Consider the following 17,712-nt stretch of genomic DNA (forward strand, 5'->3'; position numbering starts at 1 on the left):
AATTTTACATTAAGATTTATTATAGGAGGTTATTATATTAGTACGTCGAATTGATTATTATAATTCTTTGAAGCATTGAGAATTTATTGGGTTACTGTTCAATATAATTTAAGGGTAGAAAATTGATTTCAAAGGAGAGTCATAGATGCGTAAAATTCGAAAAGCAGTTATTCCGGCAGCTGGACTGGGAACCCGTTTTTTGCCAGCAACAAAGGCTCAGCCAAAAGAAATGCTGCCCATTGTAGATAAACCAACCATTCAATACATTGTTGAAGAGGCTATTCAATCGGGAATTGAAGATATCGTGATTGTTACAGGTCGGAACAAACGGGCCATTGAAGACCACTTCGATCGCTCGATGGAATTAGAAGCGTTTTTAGAAAAACAAGCCAAAGATGAACTCTTGGATTTGGTACAAGATGTTGCTCGGATGGCGGATATATATTACGTTAGGCAAAAAGAGGCGCTAGGTTTGGGACATGCAATCTATAGCGCTCGGAAGTTCATCGGAAATGAACCGTTTGCAGTTCTCTTAGGGGATGACGTTATCTACTCCGAAGTGCCTGCATTGCGTCAAATGATGAATCATTACGAACGCTACGGAGCAAGTATGGTAGGGGTTCAAGAAGTTCCGCTTGAAGATACCTCTAAATATGGGATTGTAGACGGAGAAAAATTTGCGGACCGACTTTATCGTGCCAAGAATATGGTGGAGAAACCACGTTCGGAAGATGCTCCCAATACACATTTAGCAATTATGGGACGTTATATTTTGAATCCTGAGATTTTTGGAATTTTAGGCGTTCTTCCAGCAGGCAAAGGCGGGGAAATACAACTCACCGACGGTATTAAGGAACTGGGGCGATATCAGGAGATTCTTGCTTATGAATTTGAAGGCCGACGGTATGACGTGGGGGACAAGTTGGGTTTTGTGGAAGCGACGATTGATTATGCCCTGCGCCGAGAAGATCTTTCAGAAGGACTTACCAGCTACTTACGAACCTTGGTTCACAAATTTGACATTGTATAAAACATAATGCCCTCCCATGTAATGAATATGGGAGGGCATTTTTTTTATTTAAATAGTTCATGAGAACAAAAAAAGTGCAAATTAATCTGGATAATACTGGATGATTCTCGCGAATTTTAAAGATGAAGAGCTATCTATTAGTTTTTAGGAAAATAGAGAACGGAAAATGGGCCAAGCTCTACAGCAAAAACGACAGCCTTTTCTCCCAAAAATTGGTAATATATTGACGTACCGTAATAAAGAATGAAGGAGGGAAGAGACTAATGATACCAATCGACAAAAAGAGGATAGTAACCTTAGCGGGAACGTTGGTTCTAGCGGGTGCTGTTGTTGCTGCTGGAGTTTATGGTCCCAGTGTTTGGAAGGTTTTTAGGCAACAAAGCGCTATCACGGACCAGGTAGTCATTCAAACTCCAGCAGTAAACGGCAGTAATGGCACAGTTTTGCCAGAGGGTACTGCCCCGCCCGTAAAACCGGGTGCGGCACAAACAACGACTGCACCGACAGAACTCACAGTACCTACAGCACCCATTACCATCAACGCGCCTCCCCAAGGTGATGTTGGATCCAAGAACAAATACAGGGAACCGGATACCAAACTGATCAATTTGGCACCTTCGGTTACAATGTTCTTCGGTGAGACTGCCTTAAGCGATGATGCTAAAACGTTAGTCTTCGGATCTGCATGGAACATCCACCAATATGTAGATGGTTATCTTTATGGACCAGCGGCAGGTCCACAGATGAATGAGCAAGACATTAAAAAGTACATCGTATTCCACAAAACATTATTGGATAAGCATTATAAAAATGAAGCGAACGCTTCCAAGGCTTTAAGCTTCACCAGTTACTTTGATGTCCTCCTTAACAGCGGCATTGACGCATTCGATTCAAAAGATAAAACGCGGATTGAACAATTCCACCAGGGAATTCATGATCTTGATTCCCATCTTATGCGTAACGATGCAAACTCTAAGATCTACGGAGCAACGCCATTTGCAACCAAACGCAATTAATTCAGACCTCCAATGTAATATGAGCAGGAATGATATAAAGTTTAGTTGTAGTAATATAGGCGATAACAATCATGCTGAATTATTTTCAAGGTGTAGATGGCTGCTTAGAAGACGAGGGTATGACATAGAACTCACTCAAAGAATCAGCTTTAATATATAGGCCAGTAAAGTAAATAGGAATTAAGAGCATCAATAATAATGTTGACGAGTGGAACGGAAACATTTAGGAGGGTTGTCTATAAGAAAGTGGCTGGGACAAGCCGAATTGTTAGCCTTTCTTACGGCTTAATTCTAAATTTATCATAGAGAATTTATAAGAAATTTCTTTGACCGTTAAAATTGAATAGGCGACTAAATTCAGTAGACTGTGACCTTGTAGTACTAGGTTGAACGCTGAATTTAAGAGTTCAAAAACTAAATACCCACAAGGCCTGCCTAAATCAGACAGGTCTTGTGGTTTTTTCATGTCTAAAATCTCTTCAGTAAGGCAAGAATAGTAATAAAAATCCATTTAAAGGAGATTTTGGTCTTTATGCGTAAAATGAATTATCTAATAGGAGCGCTAGCATTGAGTCTGGGGGTATTAGTCGGAACCCTGGGGGTGTCTTTACTCACGAATTCGAGTTCTCCAACATCGTTTATTTCCAAACTACGTGGCGAAGATAAGATACAACCAGTTTCTGGATTGGTAAACACTCCAGTTCAAACTCCCTCAGGTCAGAGTACTATACCAGCGGGGCTATCTGAAAATGATCTGGCAAATACTTCAAAGGTCAATGGAGGCTCTCTTATAACCCAACAGGTGATTGCAGATTATAAACAGAATATAGGAATTTTCTTCGGGGCATGGAAATCCACAGATATGGCTACCTTTAGACAAAAGTTAGCCAAAGCTTATACGGGAGAATTGTTTGAAAAACATGCCCGGCGGGCAGAGGAGTATTTAGTCCAGGGGATTGGTCTAGATGTTAGCGAAATAACCTTTGATCAAATCGATGTGGAAAGCCTTGGGGAAAATACAGCCACCCTTCGAGTGGATTATCGCTATAAGGCTAAGGACTATAATTTAGCCGATGGCGCAGCAGTAGGGGAAGAGCATGAACAAATTGTTCAGGTACGTGTAAATCTAGTCAAACAAAATTCCCGTTGGCTGATTACTGGTGAGAGCACAATTCAGTAAGATAGAGGTCAAGGAGGAAGTAGGCTCTAGGCTCAAAGCTCTAAGTTCTAAACAATAGGGTATGTCTAACGGACTATCGTCGTAACGACAAGATAGTCCGTTTTTATGCAAAAAACCATGGTGTATGATAAACTATGGGGAGTGTGAGAAAGAGGGGGCTAGGATCGTGGGAGCCGGCAATGACTCAGAATTGAAACGGATTGATTGGGTTGATATCTTAAAAGGACTTGGCATTCTGTCAGTAGTTTGGGGGCATTCAGGCGGTAAAAACGCCTTTTATATGTTTTGGTTTCATATGCCACTGTTTTTCTTGGTTAGTGGATATTTATATCAATTCAAACCGCAACTAACGGCGATCGCTTATCTGAAGAAAAAAGCGAAACATTTATTGGTTCCTTATCTTTTCTACTTAACAAGTTTAACACTTATGATGGTCGGGATAAGCCTCTGGAAGGGGCAACCCGCAAATTATTTTTTGCTTGAAAATTGGAAAGCCCTTTTATTAGGTGGGAGCCTCTTGGAAGGAGTTTACGCTACATTTTGGTTCACAACCTGTTTGTTCAGTGTGCAAATATGCTTCGATTATTTATGTCGAAAGGTCCCTTCCAAGTTTTTAAAAGGAATGTTTGTAGTCGTTTGTTTTTTATTAGCCTACTGGGAATCTCGGTATTGGGAGGGTAGCTTTGTACCCTGGAATGTGGATGTTGGCTTATATGCGCTTGCTTTCTATGCACTGGGTTATTTAATGAAGCAACGCCAGCTAATGGAAAGGCCTACCCACCGTACTATAATTTTTGCACTATCTCTGGTAATTTCCTTAGGTTTTATTTATCTTTATTCACATCAAATCCTTGATTATGGGTTAGATATGAAACATCGACAGTATTATTATGAGGGGACCAATCTGATCTTGCCCCTAGTCTTTACCTTGCTATTGATTAAACTAAGTATGATTCTTAGTAAATTCCCTTTGCTCGAATACGGTTTAGTTTCCCTAGGGAGAGCGGCTATGGTAATTATGTATTTACATCTAGCATCAGTTTATTTAGTTGGTCATTTTATGGCAATCACACCCCTTCGTTTTTTCGCAGTGGGAATTCTTATCCCTTTGCTTTTCTACTTCATCGCAAAACGGGTTCCATACGGAAAGTTCTTGGCCCTCGGCGAGACAGAAGCAGGTTTTGGAACACTGGTTCCAGAAATATCCGTTAAAAAGGATTTTGACAGTAAGTTTTACTAACATTGTTTTGGGACTGGTGTAGCCTGTAAGCAATTGGCTGATAGTCGTTTAATATGCGATGAAGGGAATAGTATTAACCATGAAAAATGCTAGAATGAGTCAAACGACACCGCACACCATTGAGGAAATTAATTATCTAAGGGGATTTGGTGTTCTGGCCGTCATCGCTATCCATACAACAGGCTATTTTACCGAGGTACCTCAGTTTAATACGTTAGTATTATTAAATCTATGGACGGATATCTTCTCTCAGTTTGCAGTGCCCTTATTTATCTTGATCTCAGGGTTTGTCTTAGCGAAGAAATATCGTGGTGACTTTTCATGGATAGAGTTCTATAAAAAGAGGATTCGATCAATTATTCCACAATACATACTTTTTTCCGTATTATATACGATATTCAACAACAAGTCTGTTATACTAAGTCACTCATGGAGTTCAAATTTAAAGCTTTTCTTCACAAGTATCTTAAAAGCGGATGCCTCTTACCATTTGTGGTTTTTTGCAATTATTATTCAAATTTACATTCTCTATCCGCTCCTTATTAAGGTCTATGATTTTTTTAGACAAAGAAACAGGTCCGAACTATTAATCACCTTATTAATGATCCTTCAGACATTGTGGATGGTGGGGCTACATACCCATTATTTATCGGGTATTAAGCTTAACTTGATCGGCTTTATTTTCTATTTTGGAATCGGAATTTACACATCCGATCATTATGAATCTTTACAAAAGCGCTTCAGTCGTCAAACTTCCGTTTGGCTGATAGCAGCTTTGGCCTTAACCCTTGGATCTAGTTTTAGTATCATTATAGGCTTGACAACGGGTTATCGGTATAACACTATACCTCCTTATTTCTTTATAGGCCCAGAATTGATCTATCCTATTTTTAGAGTCCTCACCTTTTTACTTCTATATAATCTCGCAAGAAGTCTTGTTACGAAAAGGAGTGTTCTTGCAAAACTGGTACATAATATAGGGGTATACTCTTTTGGAATATACTTAATCCACATTTTTTTAATCAATCCTTGATTAAATTACTGAAGAACTATAACATTCAATTTGATGATGGGGCATTTTATCCGATCGTGTATGTAATGACCGTAATATTGAGCTATTTAAGTGTAAGATTAATTAGTTTTTTACCCTATAGCTATTTTATAATTGGTTACCAAACCAAGAAGAAATCGTTACGTTAAACCTAATTTAAAGGTTGCGCACAAGCTGAGCAGATTGTTGATAGTTGTAAAACTAGGGTAGTTGTAGTAAACTTTAGAGCGATAAAGTTACCGACTGGCTTTATCAAGAAAGGGCTGAGCTAGTTGTCATTTCGCAAACGAACCATGATCTTAATGCTGATTGATGCTATGTTGATCAACTTGGCAGCTTTCGGTAGTTTTTATTTGCGCTTCGAAGAAGGGATACCCTTAGATTACTATCAAATGTACTATCATACGGCCATCGGGGCAACTGTTTTATATCTTGCGATTTTCTACGTCTTTGGGCTATATAATCGTCTTTGGCAGTATGCAAGTACAGGGGAGTTACTCTCGATTGTTTATGCGGTCACCGTTGGAACGGGCGGAACTGTGGCAGTGGTTTATTTTTATGGCTTATATAATGCTGCTACTCTGCCTTATATTAGGATGCCACATTCAGCCGCGATGCTGCTTTGGCTATTAATGGTCTTTTTGATTGGAGGTTCGCGGTTTATATGGCGGATCTTACAGGAAAGTACCTTTGATCGCCATATCCCAGGCTCGCAAAAACAAGTACTGATTGTTGGTGCTGGGGATGCTGGCGTATTAGCTGCTCGAGAACTGAAAAATCGCAATTATCGGGATGGACGACCGATTGGGTTTATTGATGATAATCATTCAAAACAGAAGTTACAGTTACTTGGAATTCCGGTTATGGGAACGCGCAAGGATATCGCCCGTGTCGTAAAAGGGCATAGCGTCGATGAAGTTATCATTGCCATGCCGTCAGCTTCCGGGGAATCTGTCCGTGAAATTGTAGAAATCTGTGAAAAATCAGCGGTCGAGCTTAAAATCATGCCCGGCGTCTATGATATTATTAGTGGGGATATGAATGTCAATCCGATCCGACAGGTGCAAGTGGAAGATTTACTGGGTCGTGACCCCGTTTCTGTTGACTTAGAGGAAGTAGGAGGCTATGTTTCAGGAGAGACCGTATTCATCACAGGAGCCGGTGGTTCGATTGGCTCGGAAATTTGTCGTCAAATTGCTCGGTTTAATCCGGAAAAACTTGTCTTAATAGGACATGGAGAAAACAGTATTTTTGATATTGAACAGGAGTTGCGTGTTGAACATCCAGGAGTCGACTATATAACAGAAATAATCGATATCAAAGATCGGTTGAAGGTTTCCATAATCTTTAATAGATATAAGCCAGGTGTCGTATTTCACGCTGCAGCACATAAGCATGTTCCCTTGATGGAAAGAAATCCTGAGGAAGCTATGAAGAATAATGTAATCGGTACACAAAACCTGGCAGAGGAAGCAGATAAAGTTAATGTAAAGACGTTTGTTTCGATTTCCACTGACAAAGCGGTCAACCCCACGAGTGTTATGGGTGCCACCAAACGAACAGCAGAAATGATCATTCAAAGCTTGGATCTTCGTTCAAATACGAAGTTTGTTGCAGTTCGATTCGGAAATGTCTTAGGAAGTCGAGGGAGCGTGATCCCTACGTTTAAGCGGCAAATTGCTCAGGGCGGTCCGGTTACCGTCACTCACCCTGATATGGTGCGATATTTTATGACAATTCCTGAAGCTGCCCAGTTAGTCATTCAGGCGGGGGCCATGGCCCGGGGCGGAGAGATTTTTATTTTGGATATGGGTAAACCTGTTAAAATTGTGGATTTAGCAAAAGACTTGATTCGACTATCGGGCTTTGAACCCGATGTGGATATAAAGATACAGTTCACAGGAATTCGGCCGGGGGAAAAACTTTTTGAAGAGTTATTGACAGCAGAAGAAGGAGTTACTTCAACAAAGCATAGCCGAATCTTCGTAGCTAAGCCTAACGTTATTAACATTAAACTCTTAGAAGAGCTCACGCATAAAGTCCGAGAGCGTGGCAGTTATTTAACCCGAGAAGAAGTCATTGAATTGTTACAGACAGTCATTCCAACCTTTCGTAAAAAGGTGGCCAAGGGAGTCGTCAATCAGTGAACTCGTCCAGCTAAAACTGGACATGAAACTCCCACTTATTGAAGTGAGAGTCTTAGAATTGGATAAGGGGGAAATTTAGAAAATGATGACCGTGCAGAACGTAATAACCAACGAAGATGTCGTTGCCAAGACTCTCAAAGAAAAAATTGAAAAGCACGAAGCAAAGATTGGGGTTATTGGTTTAGGGTATGTAGGGCTTCCACTGGCTGTAGAAAAAGGAAAAGTAGGGTTTCCGGTTATTGGTTTTGATATTAACTCTGCACGGGTCGACCGCGTGAATGTGGCGGACAACTATATCGGAGATGTTAAAGATGAAGACCTTAAGGACCTTATTGAGAGTGGAATCTTAGTAGCTACTACGGATTTCTCACGTCTTGCAGAATGCGACGTTGTCATCATATGTGTTCCCACGCCTTTGACGATTACTCGTGATCCGGATATATCGTATATTCAGTCATCCACAGAAGTAATTGCTGAATACTTACGTCCGGGTCAGTTGATTACGTTAGAAAGTACAACCTATCCCGGAACTACGGAAGAAGTCATTCTTCCCTCCCTGGAAAAGAAGGGACTTAAAGTTGGTAAAGATTTTTTCCTCGCCTTCTCACCAGAACGCGTCGATCCGGGCAACAAACGCTTTAGCACGAAAAATACCTCTAAAGTAGTGGGCGGGATGACCCCGATCTGCTTGGAAATTGCCTATGCACTTTACATTCAAACGATCTCCAACGTGGTCCCTGTCTCTTCACCTGCCGCTGCAGAGTTAACGAAAGTCTTTGAGAATACGTATCGGGCTGTGAACATAGCCATGGTCAACGAATTAATGATGCTTTGCGACCGCATGGGAATCGATATTTGGGAAGTCGTAGAAGCCGCTGGCACAAAACCATTCGGAATTCAGACGTTCTATCCAGGGCCTGGGGTAGGTGGTCACTGTATTCCCATTGATCCGTTCTATCTTACCTGGAAAGCACGGGAATACGATTTCCATACCCGCTTTATTGAACTTGCAGGAGAAGTCAATGTGGAAGTTTCTTACTATGTGATTAATAAAGTGGTTAGAGCTTTGAACGATGTTAACAAGAGTTTGAAGGATGCAGAAATCTTTGTCCTTGGCGTAGCCTATAAAAAGGATATTGACGATATGAGAGAATCACCCGCTTTGAAAATTATCGAACTCCTTCGCAAACAAGGGGCTAAGATTACTTATCATGACCCATATATTCCAGTCATCGAGCCACATGGGGGGAGTACCCTTCAGATGGAGAGCGTACCGTTGACGGATGATGTTCTAGTTAATGCAGATTGTGTCTTAATCTTAACCGACCATAGCACCGTGGATTATGAGCACATTGTTGATAAGGCTAGACTTGTCGTGGATACTAGGAATGCCACAAAAGGCGTTCTGGAAAATCGTGAGAAGATCGTTAAAATCTAAAACAAAATAGATTAATGGCCATTGTTGCTTATAAAGACGCAAGATAAGACTCAAGATTAAAGGTAAAGGTTATAGTTTAAGGGGAATCGGCAGATTCCCCTTAAACCTATACTGGTAGAGCAGATTTGGAGGGACGTAAACATTAAGTGAACTCGTCCAGCTAAAGCTGACATCGAGAATTCAGTAATAACTATAAATTAAAGAAAAGAGTGGTTGAATTGATGAGCGGAGAAACAAAAATGCGGTTTGCAATCATCGGGTGTGGGCGGATTGCCCCGAAACATGCGGAGTCCATTGTGGCACTTCCAGAAGCAGAACTAGTTGCGGTTTGCGATATAGTCCCGGAATTAGCTCAGAACTTTGCCGATAAATACGGGGCAGAGCCCTATACCGATTATAAGGAAATGTTAAAAAGAGCGGATATTGATGTCGTCACGATCGCCACTTCAAGTGGGCTCCATGCCGAAATTGGGATTGCAGCAGCAGAAGCAGGCAAGCATGTTTTAGTCGAAAAGCCCATGGCCATGACTTTAAAAACAGCTGACGCCATGATTGCAGCCTGTCGCAAAGCGGGAGTTAAACTTGGCGTTATTCATCAGAACCGCTTTAATGACTCGATTAAACTTCTACGCAAGGCCTTGGAGGATGGCCGTTTCGGCAAATTAACCCATGGACAGGCGACCGTCCGTTGGAATCGCAATGACAACTATTATACCCAAGCACCTTGGCGGGGAACCAAGCTCCAAGACGGCGGAGTTTTAATGAATCAGTCGATCCATAACATCGACCTTTTGCAATGGACCTTTGGACCGGTTGAATCCGTTTTTGGGTATACCGCGACCTTTATGCGCAAAATTGAAATGGAAGACATGGGTGCAGCCGTTATCAAGTTTAAAAGCGGTGCCATCGGACTTATCGAGGCCGCGTCAACTATTTATCCCACGAACATTGAAGAGACCCTCAATGTCTTCGGCGAAACGGGTTCGGTTATCGTCGGCGGAATTGCCGTCAATCGAGTCGAAGTCTGGGAATTTCCAGACAGCGTAGAAGAGAAAAAAGAGATCTTCGAAAGCCAAGAAGGGGATCCGCCGAATGTCTATGGTTTTGGACATAGAGAGCTAATTTTGGATTTAATTCAAGCAGTTCGAGAAGATAGAGAACCTGCAATTCCGGGGGAAGAAGGACGGAAGGCCTTGGAGATTATTTTGGCGATTTACAAGTGCCAGGAGACGAAGGAGCCGGTTGTGTTTCCGCTGGTGGAGAGTTAAGTTACAGCCGCTCCGCCGTTACGCTCGGCAGACCAAACTAAAGGAAAAACTGCTAATGCAAGTGAGCGGGGTCCCGCCAAATTCGACATCCGCTGGCCATGGACGGCCGAGTGTCGCCGGAACCATGGACGGTGGGAGGCGACCTTGTCTCAGTTGGCGCGGGATCCATCCTTATTGTAAATCAAAATCCACGTACTGATTACAAGAACGAGAAAACAGCATGTATTCCTTCATAGAAATCGAAATTTTAAACCAAAGAGTTATGACTTTTATAATAGCTCTTTAAAATCATCGATGTTTAAACCGGCTTGGTTCAGGATACTTTTTAATGTTTTAGGCTTAAGAATTTTATTTGTGTGAACTGGCACTGTCACTAAGGAACCACCTTCAGATGGTTCAAGGTAGTGGTGGCTGCCTTCAATGTATATTAAAATAAACCCGGCTCGTTTTAAAGCAGCCACCATGTCTTTGCCTGATATTCGTGGTTGTCGAGGCGTCATACACTGATCACCAGTTCTTGTTTTTCAAACGGTAAAAACTCTCCCTGAGGTATTGGGCGGCCCTGAATTTCTAATGCTTTTAGATATCCCTTGATAACCTCTTTTGCATTAGTTAGCGCTTCTTCAATGGTGTCTCCTTCAGTTACACAGCCAGGTAAGGCCGGGACTGTCACGGTGAAACCACCGTCCTCCTCATTAAAATCCAAAACAATTTTGAATCTGTTACCCATTTTATTAAAACCCCCCATTTATTTTGTTTTGCTGATTCGTATATTACTAAGCTAAAAATCTTTCTCTTTTATTAAATATATTATAACATGAACAGTAATTCTGGCGGAACCGTATATTCGTCCCTAGCAGGTTAGGGCAGTCTTAGTTTGGTCTGTCTGCCGAGCTTAACGGCGGAGCGGCTGTAACGCAACTCTCTCGAAAGGAGCAAAGATAATGACGCATCATCAAATCCCTTCCAGTGCAACTGTACCAGCGAGCGTGACGATCGGGCCATTTTGCGTACTAGGAGAAAATGTCGTGCTCGGGGAAAATGTGGTCTTGGGCGTGGGGTGTGTCCTTGGCGATGGCACAAGGATTGGGGCTGGAAGTGAACTGGGGAACTATGTTAGTATTGGGGCAGGGACGGAAATTGGTGGTAGAACTCGTATAGGGGATCACACGACGATTTACTCGCACGTTAAGCTTGGAGAGGACGGCTTTATTGGGAGCAACTCTTCGATCGGGCGTTTGCCGAAGGCTGCAGCTACGAGTACGGTTAAAACACAAGGAGATTTACCGCCTCTTCGGATGGGAAATGGGTTTACAATCGGGTGCTCTGCTGTCCTCTATGCAGGGACAAGCTATGCTGAGGCGGCTTTCATCGGAGATGGAGCAGTAGTGCGGGAGAGATGCTCGATTGGGCAGAACGTTGTCATCGGCAGTGGAGTTGCGGTAGAAAATGATACTAAAATTGGTTCGTTCACAAAGATTCAGACGGGTTCGTATATTACAGCCTATATGGAGATTGAAGAACGCGTCTTTATTGCACCGATGGTTACGACAACGAATGATAACTACATGGGTCGCACGGAAAAACGCTTTAAATCAATCAAGGGTGCAACCATTCAACGCGGAGCTCGTATCGGTGGAGGGGCTATCCTTTTGCCGGGTGTGAAAGTTGCTCCAGAAACCTTTGTTGCCGCAGGTGCACTAGTCACCAAAGACACCACAGAAAAACGTGTCATAAAAGGCTTTCCAGCCAAAGACCTCCGAGAAGTACCGGAAGAAGAACTCCTTCCATAAGCAATGTAGCAAAGCAAGGTGCAAGTCAGGGACGGTTCCTGACTTGCATGCAGTCCCCTCCTCGCTTCCCAAAGATGCAAACCAGAGAAAATTACTTCGATTAAAGTGCACAGAAAGAGGAATTGCATAATGAGTGAAGGCAACAAGATGGAATGCAAGTCGAGAACCGTCCCCAACTTGCATTTGTAGAGAAAGGGAAGATTAATATGAGTATTCCACTACTAGACCTTAAGGCTCAATACCTAACTATAAAAGAAGAAATCGATCAGGCTATTCTTGATGTGTTGGATTCATCAGTCTATATTCTCGGTCCACAGATGAAAGCTTTGGAAAAGGAAATTGCAGCCTACTGTGGTACGCAAGAAGCGGTGGCGGTGGCTAACGGTACGGATGCTTTAGTGCTGACCCTCAAAGCGTTTGGTATCGGGCCAGGAGATGAAGTGATCACCACTCCCTTTACGTTCTTTGCGTCGGCGGAAACAATTGCTCAGGTTGGGGCAACCCCTGTCTTTGTGGATATTGATCCCATCACCCTGAATATGGATTTAACTCAGCTTGAGGATAAAATAACCTCAAAGACCAAAGCGATTATTCCGGTACATATTTTTGGTCAGATGTTGGATGTCGAGAGGGTTATGGAAATTGCTGCGCGTCACGATCTAAAAGTTATTGAAGATGCCGCTCAAGCGATTGGAGCAGAGTATCGGGGTAAAAAGGCCGGCTCAATTGGACATGCCGCAACCTTTAGTTTTTTTCCTACCAAGAATTTAGGGGCTTACGGAGATGCAGGGATGATCGTTACGAACGATAAGGACCTAGCCTCCCAACTGCGGATGCTCCGTTTTCATGGCTGCAAGACCAAGTATTATCATGAAGAGATTGGATATAATAGTCGGCTCGATGAGATTCAAGCGGCTATCTTAAGAGTTAAATTACGTTATTTGGACGGTTGGAATCAAGGGCGTCGAGAAAAGGCTAAGCTTTATGATGAACTTCTTTCAAACACAGGGATTCAGATACCCGGCCGAGATCCTCAGGCTTTACCCATCTACCATTTATATGTCCTCCGCACGGAAGAACGTAGTGCCCTTATGGAACGACTAAAGTCTGGTGGAGTAGCTAATGCTATCTATTATCCCGTCCCTCTCCACTTGCAAAAAGCTTTTCAGGCACTAGGATATAAAATGGGCGATTTTCCAGTCACGGAAAAAGCATGTGAACAGGCTTTGGCGATACCTTGTTATCCGGAGCTGAGCCTAGAACAACAACATCAGATTGCAAACATCATTAAAGGTTAGACGGATAAGGAGGCTAAAGATGTTCTGGAATACAGGGGTTACTCGTACAAATACGAATAAATTGCTGCTCTTTTGTGGAATTATGTTATCCGCTCTGCTTTTACCCTCGCTTGAAATCCGTCCGAGTTTACCACGTGTTCGTTTGGATGATGCTCTAATTTTTGGGGCATTTGCTGTTAATCTACTCCTACGAATAGCACGCCGTTTTCGTAATTACTCGTTCGATTATGATTCTAATCATGAGGGTGAGAAAAGAAGTTTAAGAGCAGTAAACCAAGTATTTTTGCTTTTCTTAGCCTCTATCGTAATTTCCAACCTCTATGCCGTTGTTTTCTTAGGCGGATCCTTCGGTATACGAGATTTTATGGAAGGGGTTACACTCCTTAAATATTACTTGATCATCACGCTAGCATTTTCTTTGGATGTACAAGGAGCCGAGTGGGATGTCCTGCGCTTCACCTTTCTGGTAGGATTAGGTGTTATACTGTTACTTTCCTGGGGTCAATTTTTGAACCTAGCCAATGTTAATGAATGGTTAACGCCCTTCTTTGCCCAATCCCACTTAGATAATCTTGTTAATGCTAACCCACCTCGCGTTTTAGGGACGTTCGATAACCCGAATGTTATGGGAATTACGTCCGTTCTGATGATGTCGCTATTTGTAACCTGGTTTTATTTCCGAAAAAATGATCGTATCCAGTCAGTAATTCTATTTTTAGCGGTTGCCTTAACTTTAAAACTTACGTTTATGACCATTTCCCGAACAGCCCTTTTAGCGACGGCTACGGTACTCGTCTTTCTAAGTATTTGGGCGACGTTAAAATTTAACTGGAAAAAGGGGATACTCCTCAAAATTCTCGTGCTCTTACTCTTAACGTTAACCTTATTTTTCACCTCACCAAGGGACTTTGTGTCTCGAATGAATGAGGCAACCGATCTTGAAAAAAGCACCTCTGCCCAAGGACATCTGATGAGAGCAGGTGATGCATTTGGATTTATTGCGCAATCTCCTATCTTAGGTTGGGGTACAGCCAAAGATACGATGACCACGCTGGTCGATAATGAATATGTTTTAGTAACTCGGCGGTATGGTGTTATTGGTTTAGCCATGTATCTGTGGTTATTCATCCGCCCTGTCAAAGCAGCATTGCGAAGGATAAGGTCCTTTAACTTTTATGGCTTCGAACCGGGGATAAGGGAGGATAAAACCTTACTGGCCATTGCCTTTGTAGCCTCAACGCTTGCCATATTCGTGTACAATATTACCGCAGGAGCTTTCTATAATCTTCAATTAATGACGCTAGTTGCTCTGTTTATGGGCATAATCTACAGAACAGAAGGGGAAAGAGATTGAAAGTCTGTATCTTAACCACAGCACATTCTCCCTTTGATGAGCGAATTTTTCATAAGGAAGCTAAAAGCCTAGCCGAGGCTGGCTACGAAGTCGTCATTATTGCTCCTTATGAAAAATCCGAACAAAAGGAAGGGATTCGCATTCAGGCGGTACCCCCTCTTTCCTCTCGAATGGATCGAATCTGGCGTCTGAAATCTCTCTATAAACTCGCCCTTCATGAAAGCGCCGATATCTATCACTTTCATGATCCTGATTTAATCCCGGTAGCTTTATGGCTCAGTCGTAAGCAGCGCAAGCCTGTGGTTTATGATGTCCATGAATATTATGGGGATAGTCTGCTAACTCGTTATTGGGTGCCAAGACCACTCCGTAAGATTGTGGCGCGAACAGTCGATCGGTTCGAAAAATGGTCGGCCCGGTCCTTTGCTGGGATTATTACGGTGAATAGCCACATGGCTGAACTCTTTCACCGGGTTAATCCAGAAGGGGAAATCCTACATAACTATCCGCTCCTGCGTCAGTTTAACTTTTCACGTCCGGAAAAGCTAAAACCGCCGGTTCTTTTATATCTAGGGGGAATTAACCGAGAACGAGGTCTGGAAGTCATCTTACGTGCGATGACCCAGGTTAGAAAAAAATATCCTGAAGCAGTTTGTGAACTGGTCGGTCCGGTCGATACTATGGATATGGGCCCGGAATTTTCGGATCTTAGTCCTTGGTTGGAACGAGGGAACGTCCGTTTAAGGGGTAAGGTTCCCTATGAGCAGGTACCGGAGATATTAGCCCAAAGTTCGATCGCCCTTGTTCCGTTGCTTCCCACGCTTAATTATCTAAAGGCGATTCCTGTAAAACTTCTCGAATATATGGCTGCCGGCCTTCCGGTTATCGGTTCTCAATTTGGGTATATCGAGGAGATTATCGCTAAAAATCAGTGCGGCCTTCTGGCCAAGCCTGGAGATCCAGAAAGCCTGTCCCAAGCTATTTGTACCCTGTTAGAGGATCCCGAAAAAGCCTTAGACTACGGACAAAAGGGTTGGGACGCTTTTCACCGAGAATATACTTGGGAAAAAGAGCAACGCAAACTCTTAGAACTCTACGAACGAATCCTTAAAAAGAGGGAACAGTAAGATGCGGGTTTTAATGCTTTCCCACATGTACCCGAATATAGTTAGCCCATTGGGCGGAATTTTTGTTCGCCAACAGGCCAGGGCTTTGAAAAATCTAGGCGTCGATGTCAACGTCGTAGCTCCAGTACCATGGGTTCCAAAACTTATGGCTGGACGTGGAAAGTGGGGAGGTTACCCTCGGGTTCCTCTAGAGGAGCGGCCAGATGGGTTCCCAGTATTTCATCCTCGGGTTCTAGAATTTCCACGCTCTCTTTTCTTTGAATACTATCCTCAGACCTATGCTTATGGGGTGCAAAAAGTATTTACGGAACAGATCACACAAGGCGTAGATGTTATTCATGCCCATGTTGCACACCCAGATGGAGCTGCGGCTCTGAACTTTGGTCAAAAGTACAATATTCCAGTGGTAGTCACAATTCATGGCCAAGATTTTGCGTATACCCTGAACCGCAGTCGAACCTGTGCCAAAAGTGTTCGGGCAACGTTGAAGGGAGCCTCGGCAGTAATCCTAGTCAGTGAAAAGCTCAAAAGTCATTATGGACTGGAAACTTGGGCGGATCAACTTGAGAAATATAGGATTATTTACAATGGAGTGGATCTTCAAGACGTGGTTCAACCCTCAGAATTACAGGGACCAGTTCAGCAAAGTTTAGAGCCGCCGAGCTTAGAACTCCAAGGAACTCATGCAGAGTTCAGACAGAGGGCATCCCGACGAAGACTTCTTACGGTCGGCTTCTTGCGACCAGATAAAGGGCATGCTGTGGTACTTAAGGCACTTCCTGAACTGATTGGTGAGTTTCCAGATTTAGAATACCGAATCGTGGGAGATGGGTCAGAGCGGGATAAACTGGTGGCCCTGACCAAGGAATTGAATTTACAGAGCAATGTTGTGTTTTTGGGGAGCTTGCCCCATCATGAAGCCATGCAGGAAATGGCTCAGTGTGAAGTCTTTGTTTTACCGAGTTGGAATGAGGCCTTTGGGGTTGTATACTTAGAAGCAATGGCTCACAGCAAGCCTATTATTGGCACAACTGGAGAAGGGATCTCAGAGATCCTGGCTAAAGAAGCCGTTGGCGAGGCCGTTCCACCAAGGGACGTCATAGCACTTAGAGGTGCAATCCGAGAATTGCTGAGAAATCCAAGTCAAGCTAATGCCATGGGAGCTCGTGGCCAAGAGTTGGTCAGTCGCCAATTTACCTGGCAATACAATGCCCAGAAAACGTTGAAGGTCTATGAGGAGATCATGACTCGATAGAAGGGAGAGTCCAGTGGAACTTCGTCTAGTCCTTAAGAATGCCGCCGCTTTAAGTGTGGCCAGTGTGCTATCCAAAGTGATTGCCGCTATTGTCGGAATCGCGGTCGCTCGTTACTTAGGACCTGAAATCTTTGGAGAATACAACTCCGCTCTCGCCTTTGTCAGTACATTTATCCTCTTCGCTGATTTTGGCTTGAGTAATTATATGGTTCAAGAGGGCTCTCGAGATGAAGGTGTCTTACCACTTTATCTAGGAAATACCCTCTTATTTAAGGCGTTATCGTCGCTGGCAATCTATGCACTTATGCTAGTTCTGATGTTTCCCGCCGATTATAACCAGTCGATTCGGAGCATGATTATCGTCCTTGGTTTGGCGAGTGGGTTGAACGCCTTAGATGCCACCGTCTATAACTATTTTCAGGCTAAACAGCAAATGTATTTAGCGGCCCTGTACCAGTTCCTGTCGACGTTTTTGATTGGTGCCCTGACCCTCCTGGTGGTGGTGACCAAGGGGG

General features: G+C 43.2%; 16 protein-coding genes. 14 read left to right on the forward strand and 2 right to left on the reverse strand.

The window, feature by feature from the left end:
- The first annotated feature begins 145 nt into the window (after positions 1-145).
- The 8 genes from galU to UF75_RS18200 all read left to right on the forward strand — a co-directional run bounded on the left by galU (position 146) and on the right by UF75_RS18200 (position 10,370).
- Positions 146-1,030 carry a UTP--glucose-1-phosphate uridylyltransferase GalU gene (gene galU / locus UF75_RS18160; RefSeq protein WP_045575988.1) on the forward strand — a complete coding sequence of 295 codons (885 nt, stop codon included), beginning with the start codon at positions 146-148 and terminating at the stop codon, positions 1,028-1,030.
- A 263-nt stretch (positions 1,031-1,293) separates the two neighbouring features.
- Positions 1,294-2,046 carry a hypothetical protein gene (locus UF75_RS18165; protein ID WP_045575989.1) on the forward strand — a complete coding sequence of 251 codons (753 nt, stop codon included), beginning with the start codon at positions 1,294-1,296 and terminating at the stop codon, positions 2,044-2,046.
- Between the two features lie 532 nt (positions 2,047-2,578).
- Positions 2,579-3,226, forward strand: coding sequence for a hypothetical protein (locus UF75_RS18175; RefSeq protein ID WP_045575991.1), 648 nt, complete (start codon positions 2,579-2,581; stop codon positions 3,224-3,226).
- Positions 3,227-3,392: 166 nt separating this feature from the next.
- Positions 3,393-4,466: an acyltransferase family protein gene (locus tag UF75_RS18180; protein WP_242860318.1), complete on the forward strand. Its 1,074-nt coding sequence runs from the start codon at positions 3,393-3,395 to the stop codon at positions 4,464-4,466.
- Between the two features lie 79 nt (positions 4,467-4,545).
- Positions 4,546-5,499 (forward strand): acyltransferase, encoded by a 954-nt coding sequence (locus UF75_RS18185; RefSeq protein WP_242860319.1) that lies wholly within the window; start codon positions 4,546-4,548, stop codon positions 5,497-5,499.
- A gap of 290 nt (positions 5,500-5,789) precedes the next feature.
- Positions 5,790-7,664 carry a nucleoside-diphosphate sugar epimerase/dehydratase gene (locus UF75_RS18190; RefSeq protein ID WP_156146505.1) on the forward strand — a complete coding sequence of 625 codons (1,875 nt, stop codon included), beginning with the start codon at positions 5,790-5,792 and terminating at the stop codon, positions 7,662-7,664.
- 82 nt (positions 7,665-7,746) lie between these two features.
- Entirely contained in the window at positions 7,747-9,102 is a 1,356-nt protein-coding gene (locus tag UF75_RS18195; protein ID WP_045575992.1) for a nucleotide sugar dehydrogenase, read from the forward strand.
- A gap of 221 nt (positions 9,103-9,323) precedes the next feature.
- Positions 9,324-10,370: a Gfo/Idh/MocA family oxidoreductase gene (locus UF75_RS18200; RefSeq protein WP_045575993.1), complete on the forward strand. Its 1,047-nt coding sequence runs from the start codon at positions 9,324-9,326 to the stop codon at positions 10,368-10,370.
- Positions 10,371-10,639: 269 nt separating this feature from the next.
- Here UF75_RS18200 and UF75_RS18205 read toward each other — a convergent pair whose 3' ends face one another.
- Together UF75_RS18205 and UF75_RS18210 are read right to left on the reverse strand one after the other, a co-directional pair.
- Positions 10,640-10,870, reverse strand: a complete 231-nt coding sequence (locus UF75_RS18205; RefSeq protein WP_045575994.1) for a type II toxin-antitoxin system HicA family toxin — start codon at positions 10,868-10,870, stop codon at positions 10,640-10,642.
- Entirely contained in the window at positions 10,867-11,100 is a 234-nt protein-coding gene (locus UF75_RS18210) for a type II toxin-antitoxin system HicB family antitoxin (protein ID WP_045575995.1), read from the reverse strand. The genes UF75_RS18205 and UF75_RS18210 overlap by 4 nt, the downstream gene beginning before the upstream one ends.
- Positions 11,101-11,314: 214 nt before the next feature.
- On the opposite strand from UF75_RS18210, the gene UF75_RS18215 reads away from it, so the two are divergent.
- The 6 genes from UF75_RS18215 to UF75_RS18240 form a co-directional block, all read left to right on the forward strand.
- Complete coding sequence (locus UF75_RS18215; protein ID WP_045575996.1) at positions 11,315-12,163, forward strand: acyltransferase; 849 nt, start codon at positions 11,315-11,317, stop codon at positions 12,161-12,163.
- A 206-nt stretch (positions 12,164-12,369) separates the two neighbouring features.
- On the forward strand, positions 12,370-13,461 hold the full coding sequence (locus tag UF75_RS18220; protein ID WP_045576003.1) for a DegT/DnrJ/EryC1/StrS family aminotransferase: 1,092 nt from the start codon (positions 12,370-12,372) through the stop codon (positions 13,459-13,461).
- Between the two features lie 19 nt (positions 13,462-13,480).
- Positions 13,481-14,815, forward strand: a complete 1,335-nt coding sequence (locus tag UF75_RS18225) for an O-antigen ligase family protein (protein WP_045575997.1) — start codon at positions 13,481-13,483, stop codon at positions 14,813-14,815.
- Positions 14,812-15,942 (forward strand): glycosyltransferase family 4 protein, encoded by a 1,131-nt coding sequence (locus tag UF75_RS18230; protein ID WP_045575998.1) that lies wholly within the window; start codon positions 14,812-14,814, stop codon positions 15,940-15,942. The genes UF75_RS18225 and UF75_RS18230 overlap by 4 nt, the downstream gene beginning before the upstream one ends.
- Before the next feature lies 1 nt (position 15,943).
- Positions 15,944-17,197 carry a glycosyltransferase gene (locus UF75_RS18235; RefSeq protein ID WP_045575999.1) on the forward strand — a complete coding sequence of 418 codons (1,254 nt, stop codon included), beginning with the start codon at positions 15,944-15,946 and terminating at the stop codon, positions 17,195-17,197.
- Positions 17,198-17,210: 13 nt separating this feature from the next.
- Positions 17,211-17,712: oligosaccharide flippase family protein (locus tag UF75_RS18240; RefSeq protein WP_045576000.1), on the forward strand; the 502-nt coding region annotated here is incomplete at its 3' end.

Source organism: Desulfosporosinus sp. I2, assembly GCF_000960765.1.
Classification (GTDB): domain Bacteria; phylum Bacillota; class Desulfitobacteriia; order Desulfitobacteriales; family Desulfitobacteriaceae; genus Desulfosporosinus.